General features: G+C 73.1%; 9 protein-coding genes. 5 read left to right on the top strand and 4 right to left on the bottom strand.

All coding sequences use genetic code 11. The annotated features are described in order from the left end of the window. Positions 1-105: 105 nt before the first annotated feature. A complete protein-coding gene (locus AA23TX_RS06020) occupies positions 106-1,920 on the bottom strand; it encodes an AfsR/SARP family transcriptional regulator (protein WP_196425195.1) in 1,815 nt (604 codons plus the stop codon). Positions 1,921-2,195: 275 nt separating this feature from the next. Continuing rightward, positions 2,196-3,020, bottom strand: a complete 825-nt coding sequence (gene larE / locus AA23TX_RS06015) for an ATP-dependent sacrificial sulfur transferase LarE (RefSeq protein WP_155541580.1) — start codon at positions 3,018-3,020, stop codon at positions 2,196-2,198. Positions 3,021-3,215: 195 nt separating this feature from the next. Here larE and larB point away from each other — a divergent pair, with 195 nt between their 5' ends. The 5 genes from larB to AA23TX_RS05990 all read left to right on the top strand — a co-directional run bounded on the left by larB (position 3,216) and on the right by AA23TX_RS05990 (position 7,880). Further along, positions 3,216-3,911: a nickel pincer cofactor biosynthesis protein LarB gene (gene larB, locus AA23TX_RS06010; RefSeq protein ID WP_230862362.1), complete on the top strand. Its 696-nt coding sequence runs from the start codon at positions 3,216-3,218 to the stop codon at positions 3,909-3,911. Continuing rightward, positions 3,908-5,092, top strand: coding sequence for a nickel pincer cofactor biosynthesis protein LarC (gene larC, locus AA23TX_RS06005; RefSeq protein WP_230862361.1), 1,185 nt, complete (start codon positions 3,908-3,910; stop codon positions 5,090-5,092). The genes larB and larC overlap by 4 nt, the downstream gene beginning before the upstream one ends. Positions 5,093-5,149: 57 nt before the next feature. Continuing rightward, positions 5,150-5,620, top strand: coding sequence for a DUF4383 domain-containing protein (locus tag AA23TX_RS06000; RefSeq protein WP_155541579.1), 471 nt, complete (start codon positions 5,150-5,152; stop codon positions 5,618-5,620). A 165-nt stretch (positions 5,621-5,785) separates the two neighbouring features. Beyond that, positions 5,786-7,378, top strand: a complete 1,593-nt coding sequence (locus tag AA23TX_RS05995; protein ID WP_155541578.1) for an ABC-F family ATP-binding cassette domain-containing protein — start codon at positions 5,786-5,788, stop codon at positions 7,376-7,378. Positions 7,379-7,448: 70 nt separating this feature from the next. Next, entirely contained in the window at positions 7,449-7,880 is a 432-nt protein-coding gene (locus tag AA23TX_RS05990; protein WP_155541577.1) for an organic hydroperoxide resistance protein, read from the top strand. Between the two features lie 63 nt (positions 7,881-7,943). Here the strand turns inward: AA23TX_RS05990 and AA23TX_RS05985 are convergent, their stop codons facing one another. After that, positions 7,944-8,978, bottom strand: a complete 1,035-nt coding sequence (locus AA23TX_RS05985; RefSeq protein ID WP_155541576.1) for an alpha/beta fold hydrolase — start codon at positions 8,976-8,978, stop codon at positions 7,944-7,946. A 92-nt stretch (positions 8,979-9,070) separates the two neighbouring features. Continuing rightward, positions 9,071-11,794 carry an AAA family ATPase gene (locus AA23TX_RS05980; protein ID WP_155541575.1) on the bottom strand — a complete coding sequence of 908 codons (2,724 nt, stop codon included), beginning with the start codon at positions 11,792-11,794 and terminating at the stop codon, positions 9,071-9,073. Between the last annotated feature and the right edge of the window lie 111 nt (positions 11,795-11,905).

Here is an 11,905-nt window from a genome sequence, read left to right as displayed (position 1 = left end):
CAACGGATATCGGCGTGGCACTGCGCGTTCGCCCGGTCACCGGCAGACAGCGGAAACCGCCCGGGCCGGCAGGCCGCGGACGGTTTTCCAGGCACCCCAGGAGGTTCAGCCGACGCTGCACTCCAGCTCGTCGACCGCGTGCAGCGTCGTCCGGCCGAACGTCGTCAGCAGCGTCGCGTGCTCCTCCGCCTTCGCCCGCGCGTGCTCCCGGACCAGGTCGTGGAAGTGGTAGCGCCCCGCGGCCCGCTGCCGCAGCACGTGGGCGTCGAACAGCTCTTCCAGCAACCGTTCCGCCTCCGGCACCGGCTGCCCCAGCAGCAGCGCCGCGTCGGCCGCGTCGAGCTCCTCGCCGTCGAACGCGCCCAAGGCCCGGAACAGCCGGCGCTGCCCGGCGGGCAACCGCTCGTACGACACCTCCAGCCGGGCCTCGACGCTGCGATCCTCCAGGCTCAGCTCGGCGAGCCGCGTGCCGCGGTCGCGCAGCCGGAACGCCAGGTCGTCGAGCGACCACGCCGGCCGGTTGTGGAACCGGCACGCCGCGATCGCGACCGCCAGCGGCAGGTGCCCGCACAGGGCCACCACCTCCGCGACGACGTCCGGCCACGCCGCCGTGCGCTCCGGTCCGGCGATCCGGGTGAACAGCGCCGCCGCGTCCGGCGGCGGGAACACGTCCAGCGAACGGGACGTCACCCCGTCGAGGCCGGCCAGGCGACGCCGGCTCGTGATGATCACCTGCGCCTTTCCCGTGCCGGGCAGCAACGGGCGGACCTGCCGCGCGTCGAGGGCGTTGTCCAGCACCACGAGGACCCGCCGCTCGGCGACCTCCGCGCGCCAGCGCGCCGCGCGTTGCCTGCTGTCGCGGGGGATCCGGTCCGGCGCGAGCCCGAAGTCGAGCAGCAGCCGCTCGAGCGCCGCGTCCGGGTCGAGCGGCTCCTGGCCCGCCGTGTGCCCGTGCAGGTCGATGTAGAGGTGCCCATCGGGAAACCGGTGCGCCAGCTGGTGGGCGAGCCGGACCGCCAGCGTCGTCTTGCCGACGCCCCCCATGCCGTCGATCGCCAGGATGCTCAGCGCGGTTCCCGCCGGACGGCTCACGGACAGGAACCGCAGCTCCTCGGCGCGGCCGGTGAAGTGCGCGGTGTCGTACGGCAGGAACGACCGGCCCGGCGCCGGCTCGGGCCGCCGCTTCGGCAGGTCGTCGCGCAGGATCCGTTCGTACAGCTCGCGGATGCTCGCACCGGGGTCGACGCCGAGCTCGTCGCGCAGCATCCGCCGGCCCTGTTCGTACGCGTTGAGCGCGTCGGCCGTGCGCCCGCACCGGTGCAGCGCCAGCATCAGCAGCTTGCGCGTCCCCTCGCGCAGCGGGTGCCGCGAGACGAGCTCACCCAGCTGCGGCACCAGCGCCGACGCCTCGCCGCCGTCCAGGCGCAGCCCGATGAGCCGTTCGGTCGCGGTCAGCCGGTTCTCCTCGAACCGCGCGGCGACGATCTCGAACACCGGGTTGTTCAAGCCCGACAGCGCGGGCCCGGTCCACAGGGCGAGCGCCGCCTCCAGGTGCTCGGCGGCCGCGGTGGCGCGTCCGGCGGAGGCCGCCGCCGACGCCGCCGCGACCATCCGGGTGAAGCGGTGCGCGTCGACGTCCTGCGGGTCGACGGTGATGCGGTAGCCGGGCCCGTCCTTGACGAGGATGTGCTTGGCCGTGCCGAAGCTGCGTCTCAGCGCCGCGACGGCGTTGTGGAGCTGTCTTCGCGCGGTCACCGGCGGCTCACCGTCCCACATGGCCTCCAGCAGCCGGTCGGCGCCGACCACCCGGTTCGCGCTGAGCAGCAGCATCGCCAGCAGCCGCTGCTGCCGGAGACCGCCGAGGTCCACCCGCTCCCCGTCACGCTGGACCCGCAAAGTGCCGAGCAACTCGAAGTACATCAGATCCTCCCCCACCGTACGCGAACGGCTACCGCTCGCAGCGGCCGCGCGCCGAACTCGGGAAACATAGCCGAAAAATGCGCTCGGCAAGACGTAATAACCGACACGGTGTTTTCGGCACGGCATCGGACAATGACCGATGCGGACCGTACACGAATAGTCGCGATTGGCTGCCGAACAAATCCAACGCGAAACCTGCGGGTTCGGTATGTGGTTTTTTCATACCCCGTTCGGTGACGGCATAATTCACCACGGCGAACGCGCGCGCAAATAGCCTAAGGCGGCGGTGCGAGTGCGGGCGCGCGATAGGCCGCGACCACTCCCGGTCCGCTCAGGCCGAGACCGCCGAGCTCGCCCACCACGGCGGCGGCGAGTCCCGGCCGCGCTTCGACGGCCGTGTGCGAAGGGCCATCCACCTCCACCCGGAATCCTCGGCCGAGCAGGCGGACGCGCAGGTCACGGGGGCGGATCCCCGCCTCGGCCAACCGCGCGCCCACGGCGATCTCGGCGCGTTCCACCAGTCCCAACCTTCCTAAAGAGACGGGGACGCCCACGGAGATACGTGATGCCAGGCAGGGCGCCGACGGCTTGTCGGCGACGGGCAGCGACCACGCGGCGGCCAGCGCCCGGACATCGCGCTTGCCCAGCCCGGCCTCGGCCAGCGGCTCGACGACGCGCAGCTCACGGGCCGCACGCAGGCCGGGGCGGTGCAGGGCGCGGTGGTCGTCGGCGTGCGTCCCGGTCGCCACGTGCGCGAACCCGCGCCGCACGGCCAGCCCGCCGATCGCGCCGAGCACCGCCTGCTTGCAGAAATAGCAGCGGTCGCCGGCGTTGTCCCGGTAGCCGGGAACGGCCAGCTCGGTGCCGGGGACCTCGGCCAGCTCGACGCCGAGATCGGCCGCGATCCCCCGCGCGGCACCGAGTTCCGCCCTGGCCAGGCTGGGCGAGTCGGCGATCGCCGCCAGCACGCGCCCGGCCGGCAGCACCCGCACGGCCGCGGCCAGCACGAGGGCCGAGTCGACGCCGCCCGAGAAGGCGACGGCCACGCTCCCGAGCTCGCGGACCCGGCCCAGCAGCCGGTCTTCGATTCCGGTCGTCATTACGCCGTCCCCGCTGGTCGCGCGGTCACGGTGATCCAATTTCGGCAAAAGAACAGCACTTGTCCTCCGCTCGAGGCGTCTTGCGTGCGGTAAGTCGATCGCGACGGGTCCACCCAGTCAACCCATTGCCGTATTCGTGCGGCATCCCCCGGGAGCAGTTTACATACGATGAGCGATAAGGCTAACGTGTCGAAGGTGGTATCGACTGGGGTTACGGCGGCGGCGACCGCCGATCTGGGATTCGCGCGATTGGACCTCGACCGGGCCGCCCGGACGGGGGATCCCGAAGTGGTGTTCGGCGCGGGAAAGACACCCGGACAGATCACGGCGGCGCTGAAACGGCTGCACGAGGCCCATCCCGATCGCGCGGTGCTCGCCACGCGAGTCGGCGAAGAAGCCCGCGCGCTGTGCCGGGACCGCTTGCCGGAAGCGGACATCGACGACGCCGGCCGCACGGTGACGCTCGGGACCGTGCCGCCGCCGCGGGGCCGGGTGGCCGTCGTGTGCGCGGGGACGTCGGACCTGCCCGTCGCCCGCGAGTGCGCGACGACGGTGGCGGTCTTCGGCGCCGAGCCGGACCTCGTCGTCGACGTCGGCGTGGCCGGGCTGCACCGGCTGCTGGCCGAACGCGACCGGATCGCCGGCGCCGACGCCGTCGTGGCGATCGCCGGGATGGAGGCGGCGCTGCCCACCGTCCTCGGTGGACTGTGCGGCACACCGCTGATCGCCGTGCCGACGAGCGTCGGCTACGGCTGGCACCTCGACGGCCTGACCGCGTTCCTGACCATGCTGAACAGCTGCGCCCCCGGCGTGGTGACGGTCAACATCGACAACGGCTTCGGCGCGGGCGTCGCCGCGGCCCGCGTCGCCCGGCAGTCGGTCGCGCCGTGACCGTCGCGTGGATCGACGCCGGGAACGGCTGCGCCGGCGACATGCTGCTGGCCGCGCTGGTCGACGCGGGCGCGGACTTCGGCACGATCGTCGAGGGCCTGGCGCGGCTGCGCGTCGACGACGTCCGGCTCACCGAGCAGGTGGTACGGCGGCACGGGCTGCGCGCGCGGCGGATGGTCGTCGAGGCGCCCGAGACGCGGCACGCCCGCCACCTCCCGGAGATCCTCGGCCTGATCGCCGCCGCCGCGCTGCCCGATGCCGCGGAACGCTTCGCCACCAAGGTGTTCGACACGCTCGCGGACGCGGAAGCCACCGTGCACGGCATCGACCGCGAACGCGTGCACTTCCACGAAGTCGGCGCGCTGGACGCGATCGTCGACATCGTGGGGTGCGCGCTCGGCCTGGACGCGCTGGGCCTGCTGGACGCGACCGTGACGGTGTCGCCGATCGCCGTCGGCGGGGGCACGGTGACCGCGGCGCACGGCCGGCTGACCGTGCCGCCCCCGGCGGTGCTCGCGCTGCTCACCGGGGCGGCCGCGCCGATCGCCACGCACCCCGCGACGCGGGAGCTGTGCACGCCGACGGGGGCCGCGCTGCTCGTCACGCTGGCGGACGCGTACGGCCCGATGCCGGCCTGCGTGCCGGTCAAGGTCGGCGTCGGCGCGGGCACGGCCGACCCGCCGGGGCACGCGAACATCGTCCGCGTGGTCGTCGGCTCGGCTTCGGAGCCGGACCGGACGTGGGTGCGCGCGACGATGACCGTCGTCGAAACGACGGTCGACGACCTCGATCCGCGGCTGTGGCCCGATGTCCTGGCGGCCCTGCGCGAAGCGGGCGCGGCCGACGCGTGGTGCGCGCCGGTGACCGCGCCGAAGGGCCGGCCGGGCATGGTACTGACGGCGCTGGCGGCGGACGACCGCGTCGACGGCGTCTGCGCGGCGGTGTTCGCCCACACCTCGACGCTGGGCGTGCGGCTGTCCCCGGTCGAGCGGCGGTCACTGCCGCGCGACAGCGTCGTCGTGGACTACCGCGGGCGCCCGGTGAGCGTGAAACGCGGGTACCTGAACGGGATCGTCGTGACCGCGCAGCCGGAGTACGAGGAAGTGAAGGCCGCCGCGGTCGCCACCGGGCAGCCGCTGCGCCGGGTGCTGGAAGAAGTGCGCGCGGCCGCGCGGTCCTGACCGGTTTGTCCGCGCCCGGGCCGGGTAGCCGACCGGTTCGGGACAAGCGGAGGTGTCATGACGACGGAAGTCCGGTCACGGCGGAGCGCGGCGCGGACCGCCGCCCTGGTGTTCGGGATCGCGTTCCTGCTGGTGGGGGTGCTGGGGTTCGTGCCGGGGATCACCGCGGGGTACGCGGACCTGCACTTCGCCGGCCATGAGTCGGGGGCGCGCCTGTTCGGCGTGTTCACCGTTTCCGTGCTGCACAACCTGGTCCACCTGGTGTTCGGGGTGCTCGGCGTGCTGGCCGCCCGCGCCAACGGCGGTTCGCGGGCGTTCCTGATGATCGGCGGCGGGGTCTACGTGCTGCTCTTCGTGTTCGGGCTGGCGATGAACCACGACACGCCGGCCAACTTCATCCCGGTCGACGACGCCGGCGACTGGCTGCACCTCGGCCTCGGCGTCGCGATGATCGCCGCGGGGATCGCGACGACGGCGGCCGACCGGAAGCGGGGCCGCTATCCCGAGCCGGAGATCCAGGGGCACTGAACCGGCCCTGCTATCGTCGAAGACGAAGATCCTCAGGAGGAGACCACTCGTGGCAGGTGACGTCGACATCTCCGGATAGCTCCGGAGCGTGCGGGCCCCCGGCAGTGCCGGTGCGGCCGCCTTAGACGTCCCCCTTTCGCTTCGCACCACCACGAGGTCTTCGCCATGCCCGAAATCGTGCTGTCCGGCCTGTCCTTCTCCTGGCCCGACGACACCCCCGTCTTCGACCACCTGTCCGCCACGTTCCCCGGCGGCCGCACCGGGCTCGTCGCCCCGAACGGCGCCGGCAAGACGACGTTGCTGAAGCTCGTCGCCGGAGTCCTGAAGCCGTCGGCGGGCAGCGTCACCGCCGACGGTGTCCTCGGCTACCTGCCGCAGGACCTGCCGCTCAGCGGCGAGCCGTCGGTCGCCGAAGTCCTCGGCGTCGCCCCGGTTCTGCACGCCATCGCGGCCGTCGAGTCCGGTGACGCCGGCGAGGCGCACTTCACCACCATCGGCACCGACTGGGACATCGAGGAACGCACGCGCGCCCAGCTCGACCGGCTCGGCCTCGACGTGGCGCTCGACCGTTCGCTGGGCACGCTGTCCGGCGGTCAGATCGTCTCGCTGGGGCTGGCCGCGCAGCTGCTCAAGCGGCCGGACGTGCTGCTGCTCGACGAGCCGACCAACAACCTCGACCTCGACGCGCGGCACAAGCTGTACGCCGTGCTCGACGACTGGTCCGGCTGTCTCGTCGTGGTCAGCCACGACCGTGCGCTGCTCGACCGGATGGACCGGATCGCCGAGCTCGACCGCGGCGAGATCCGGTTCCACGGCGGGAACTTCACGGCGTACGAAGAAGCCGTCGAGGCCGCGCGGGAGGTCGCCGAGAAGAACGTCCGCAGCGCCGAGCAGGAGGTCAAGCGGGAGAAGCGGGAGATGCAGCAGGCCCGCGAGCGCGCCGCCCGCCGCGCGAGCACGGCGTCGCGCAATCTCGGCAACGCCGGGCTACCGAAGATCTTCGCCGGCACCATGAAACGCAACGCCCAGGAGTCGGCGGGCAAGGCGGACGGCACGCACGCGGCACGCGTGGGCGCGGCCAAGGCCAAGCTCGACCAGGCCGAGCGGGCGCGGCGCGACGAGCGGAAGATCAGCCTGGAGCTGCCACGGACGGAGGTCCCGGCGGGCCGCACGCTCTTCGCCGGCGAGGGCCTGCGGGCGCGCGGCCTCTTCCCGGCCGGCGTCGACCTGGCGATCCGCGGCCCCGAGCGGATCGCGCTCACCGGGCCCAACGGCGCCGGGAAGTCCACCCTGCTGCGGCTGGTGCAGGGCGATCTCGCGCCGGACAGCGGTTCCGTCTCGCGGGCCGACGGGCGGATCGCGTTCCTCTCCCAGCGTCTCGACCTCTTGGACGACGACCGCACGGTGGCCGAAAACCTGGCCGCCGCCGCTCCCGCGTTGCCGCCGTCGCACCGGATGAACCTGCTGGCCCGCTTCCTGTTCCGCGGCTCGCGCGCGCACCTGCCGGTCGGCGTTCTTTCGGGCGGGGAACGGCTGCGCGCCACGCTGGCCTGCGTCCTGTTCGCCGAACCGGCGCCGCAGCTGCTGTTGCTCGACGAGCCCACGAACAACCTCGACCTCGTCAGCACGGGACAGCTGGAGAGCGCGCTGACGGCGTTCCGCGGCGCGTTCGTCGTCGTCAGCCACGACGAGCGGTTCCTCGCCGGGATCGGGATCGACCGGTGGCTGCGGCTGGCGGACGGTGACTTACACGGGTGACGTCGCGCGACGGGCGCCGCGGTCTCGCGCGCTTCCTAGCGTGGTGCCGTCACCCGCTGAAAGGAACACCATGTCCGAAGTGACCTACACCGCCGTCGCCACCTCCACCGCGGAGGGCCGCAACGGCGGCCGCGCGACCTCCGACGACGGCGAGCTCGACGTCACGCTCGCCGTGCCCAAGGCTTTCGGCGGCGCGGGCGACGGGACGAACCCGGAGCAGCTGTTCGCCGCGGGCTGGGCGTCGTGCTTCGTCGGCGCGGTGCGCCGGGTCGCGGGCGCGAAGAAGGTGCCGCTGACCGACCTCGCCGTCGTCGCCGAGGTGACGTTGCACCACGACTCGGAAGCGAACGAGTTCCGGCTGAGCGCGGTCCTGCACCTGGAGGCGTCGGGCATCGACCAGGCCACGGCCGACGAGCTGGTCACCGGCGCGCACCAGGTGTGCCCGTACTCGAAGGCGACGCGCGGCAACATCGAGGTCACCCTCGACGCCACGGTCGCCTGAGCATCGGCGCAAGGGGTCGTGAGTGAGAAACAGGGTTAGAACACTGTTTCTCACTCACGACCCTCACTGCCGGGCGGCGTCCAGGATCGCCTGGGCGAACGGGCGCGGCGCCTCCTGCGGGACGTTGTGGCCGATGCCGTCGAGGATCCGGTGCTCGTACCGGCCGGTGTACTTCGACCGGTAGGCCTTGCCGTCCTTGGCCGCGCCGTCGAAGTCGCTGGCGATCGTGATCGCCGGGACCGTGATGGCGGGGCCCGCCGCCAGCTTTTGTTCGTACGCCTCGTACTGCGGCTCGCCCGGGGCGAGGCCGAGGCGCCAGCGGTAGTTGTGGACGACGATGTCGACGTGGTCGGGGTTGTCGAAGGCCGCCGCGCTGCGGTCGTAGGTCGCGTCGTCGAAGTGCCACGCCGGGGACGCCGTCTTCCAGATCAGCTTGTTGAAGTCGTGGCGGTTGGCCGCGTAGCCGGCGCGGCCACGCTCGGTCGCGAAGTAGTACTGGTACCACCAGCCGAGTTCCGCTTGTGGTGCCAGGGGCTTCCGGTTCGCCACCAGGTTCGTGACGATGTAGCCGCTCACCGCGACGACGGCCTGGCAGCGCTCCGGGAAGAGCGCGGCGATGATGTCGACCGTCCGCGAACCCCAGTCGTAGCCGCCGAGGACGGCCTTGTCGATCCTGAGCGCGTCCATCAGGGCGACGACGTCGAGCGCGACCGCCGCTTGCTGGCCGTTGCGGACGGTCTGCGCCGACTTGAACGTCGTCGGGCCGTAGCCGCGCAGGAACGGGACGATCACCCGGTGGCCGGCCGCGGCCAGGATCGGGGCGACGTCGACGTAGCTGTACGGGTCGTACGGCCAGCCGTGCAGGAGCACGACGGGCTGCCCGGCCGACGGCCCGGACTCGTAGTACGCCATGTTCAGCACCCCGGCGTCGACGTGCTTGACCTCGCCGAGCGAGGTGTGCTCACCCGACCCGGCCCGCAGGTCAGGGGTCGTCGACGGCGCCGCGGCGGGGGCGGTGGCGTTCGACGAGCAGGCCGCCAAGGAGGTCGCCGCCAGCCCCGCCGCGAACGCCTGCCCGAACCTTCTCCTGCTGATCATCTTGACTCCTGTGCGAAAGACCGTGGGACTTTCACGACGTTAGGGAGTTTCGAGTGATCTTCGCGCCCGTCAGGTGACGCAGCGGGTGTAAGTCACCCTTCGAGGGTCTTCAGCATCCCGGCGAGGTCGGCCCGGGAGCTCACGCCCAGCTTGGGGAAGATCCGGTGCAGATGGGTGCCGACGGTCCGGTGCGAAAGGTACAGCCGCTGCCCGATCTCGCGGTTCGTCAGCCCGTCGGCGGCCAGCTGGGCGATGCTCAGCTCGTGCGGGGTCAGCTTCTCACGCGCGTCCGGGCCGCGGTTCGGGCTCGACTCGCCCGCGCCGCGCAGCTCACCCCGCGCGCGCTCGGCCCAGGCCGTCATGCCGAGGGCGTCGAACGTCTCGCGGGCGGTCCGCAGGTGCGTCCGCGATTCGACGACCCGCCGCTGCCGCCGCAGCCATTCGCCGAAGGCCAGGTGGACGCGGCCGCGTTCGGCGGGCCAGCCGGCCAGGTCGGCCCGCAGCGCTTCGGCGAACCGCTCGTCACTCGGGTCGAGCACGGCCCGCGCGTACCGCAGGCCGATGTGCAGGGCGGGCGACGGCGTCCTCAGGCACTCCAGTTCGGCGAGGATGCCGCGCAGGGCGCCGGTCTGCCCGGCCCGGACGGCGGCCTCGGCGAGTTCCGGCACGCAGTACGCGCGCAGGGCGAGCTGGTAGGTGGGGTCGGCCGGGTCGAGCATCCGCCGCAGGTCGGCGAAGGCGTCGTCGAAGCGGCCCTCGCTCAGGGCGATCAGCCCCCGCGTGAGCTGGACGGTGGCGAGCACCGGCCGGGCGCCCGCGGCGAGCCCGGCGCGTTCGGCCTCGGCGGCCAGGGTTTTCGCCTGCTTGTGGTCGCCGCGCAGGGCGGCGATCTCGGCCTGGACGGCGGTGGCCAGGCCGTACATGAACGGCTGGCCGGTCTCACCGGCGAACCGCGCGGCTTCGGCGGCGACGGGCACCGCGGCGGCGAGGTCCCCGAGCCGCACGCGGCTCCACGCCTGGACGGCGAGCGCCCGCGGCAGCGCCCCCAGCCGTCCTTGCGCGCGCAGGCCGGGTGCGGCGGCCGCGGAGAAGCGGGCGGCGAGGTCGAAGGCGCCGACCTGCAGGGCGGCGCTGCCCAGGTACCGGTCGACCTCGGGATCGGCCCCGGTCGCCCCGGCGAGCTTCCGGAGGTTCGTCAGGACGGCTTCGCCGCGCTCGAAGGGAGCGACATAGGCGGTGACGGCCACGACGCGCGGATCGTCATCGGGGACGGGCAGCCGATCGGCGACGTCGAGCAGGGCTTTCCGAGCGGCGTCACCGGGTTCGGTCCAGAAGCACCGCATGGCGGCGCTCCAGAGGATCCGCACGGCGGCATCGGTTTCCCCGTCGTTCGCGGCGTGTTCGGCGGTGACGGCGAGTTCGGCGACGCGCGCGGGGTCTTCGCGAACGCCGTCTTCGAACTCGCTGAGCAGCCGGCTCGCGGTGGCGCGGTGGCGTTTGTTCGCCGGTTTCGCGGCGTGGACGAGCCGTTCGGCGGTCTCGCGACGTCCGGACTCGACGGCCAGCTCGGCGGCTTTGAGCAGCCGTTCGGTCCGGGTGCCGTCGTGTTCGCTGAGCCGGGCGGCCTGTTCGAGAGCGGCGATGGCAGCGGCGGCCCCACCCCGGTAGCGGGCCCGGTCGGCGGTGCTTTCGAGTGCGCGGGCCACGGTTTCATCGGGCCCGGCACTCGCGGCGGCTTGGTGCCAGGCGCGCCGGTCGGGCTGGTCGCGGAGGGCCTCGGCGAGGGCCAGGTGGGCCCGCCGGCGGTCGGTCGGGGTGGCGGCCGCGGGGATGGCCGAGCGCATGAGCGGGTGGCGGAAGGTGACGGTCCCGGCGGAGAATTCGATCAAGCGGGCTTCGACGGCGGGGGCGAGGATTTCCGGCTCGACGTGGGGGCACGAGGTGGGCGCCGGCCCGGCGTCCGTCGCCAGCAGCGAGCCCGTCGCCGCCAAGGTCTCCGCCAGCGATGTCGTCTCGTTCAGCGCCGCCACCAGCAATGCCGTTCGCGTCACTTCCGGCAGCCCCGTCACCCGTGCCGTGAACGTCCTCTCCAGGCGTTCCGTCAGCGGCAGCACCGGATCGAGCCCGTCGAAGCCGGCCAGCCCGGCCGGCAGCTCCGTCAACGCCAGGGGGTGCCCCGCCGCCTCCGTCAGCAGCCGCGTGCGGACCGCCGGTGCCAAGCCCGGCGCGACCGCGTCCAGCAGGTCCGCCGCGTCGTCCGCCCCCAGCCGCTCCAGGACCATCGGTGCCAGCCCGGCCTCGAGCAGCGGGGACGCAACGCCGTCGCGGAGCGTCGCCACCAGGACGATCGGCTCGGTCTCGATCCGCCGCGCCACGAACGCCAGGACGTCGGCACTGGCCCGATCCAGCCACTGCGCGTCCTCCGCCACCAGCAGCAACGGCTTCGCGACCGCCTCCTCGGCCAGCAGCGTCAGCGTTGCGAGCCCGACCAGGTACGCACTCGGCGAAACACCCTCCGCCAGCCCCAAAGCGGTCCGCAACGCGTCGCGCTGCGGCGCGGGCAGCTCCGCCACCCCCGCCCGGACCGGGTGGAGCAGCTGGTGCAGCCCGGCGTACGCGAGGTTCTGCTCGGCTTCGGCCCCCGCCGTCCGCAGCACGCGCAGCCCGGCGACCGACGCCGCTGCCGCCGCCGAAGCGACCAGCGCCGACTTGCCGATGCCCGCTTCGCCGCGGACGACGACGCCGACGCGTTCTTCGGGACCGTCGACGAGCTCGCCCAGCTCCTTCAGCTCGGCTTCCCGCCCGTGCAGCGCCATGGAACCGACTTTACCCAACGGACGTTTCCGCAGCTCAAGGCCGAGTGACGTACATCAACAGCGTCATCCGACGGGCGCGGGCGCAACCCGCCGCCACCTAACTTCGCAGCG

Origin of the sequence: Amycolatopsis camponoti (assembly GCF_902497555.1) — a bacterium.
GTDB lineage: Bacteria > Actinomycetota > Actinomycetes > Mycobacteriales > Pseudonocardiaceae > Amycolatopsis > Amycolatopsis camponoti.
Note: the sequence above shows the minus strand (reverse complement) of the source record. Positions and strands in the feature narration are given on the sequence as shown.

Excerpts from the sequence above, each read along its gene's own strand:
- AA23TX_RS06020 (WP_196425195.1), bottom strand. The coding sequence starts at position 1,920 with ATGTACTTCGAGTTGCTCGGCACTTTGCGGGTCCAGCGTGACGGGGAG.
- larE (WP_155541580.1), bottom strand. The coding sequence starts at position 3,020 with ATGACGACCGGAATCGAAGACCGGCTGCTGGGCCGGGTCCGCGAGCTC.
- AA23TX_RS06000 (WP_155541579.1), top strand. The coding sequence starts at position 5,150 with ATGACGACGGAAGTCCGGTCACGGCGGAGCGCGGCGCGGACCGCCGCC.
- AA23TX_RS05995 (WP_155541578.1), top strand. The coding sequence starts at position 5,786 with ATGCCCGAAATCGTGCTGTCCGGCCTGTCCTTCTCCTGGCCCGACGAC.
- AA23TX_RS05990 (WP_155541577.1), top strand. The coding sequence starts at position 7,449 with ATGTCCGAAGTGACCTACACCGCCGTCGCCACCTCCACCGCGGAGGGC.
- AA23TX_RS05985 (WP_155541576.1), bottom strand. The coding sequence starts at position 8,978 with ATGATCAGCAGGAGAAGGTTCGGGCAGGCGTTCGCGGCGGGGCTGGCG.
- AA23TX_RS05980 (WP_155541575.1), bottom strand. The coding sequence starts at position 11,794 with ATGGCGCTGCACGGGCGGGAAGCCGAGCTGAAGGAGCTGGGCGAGCTC.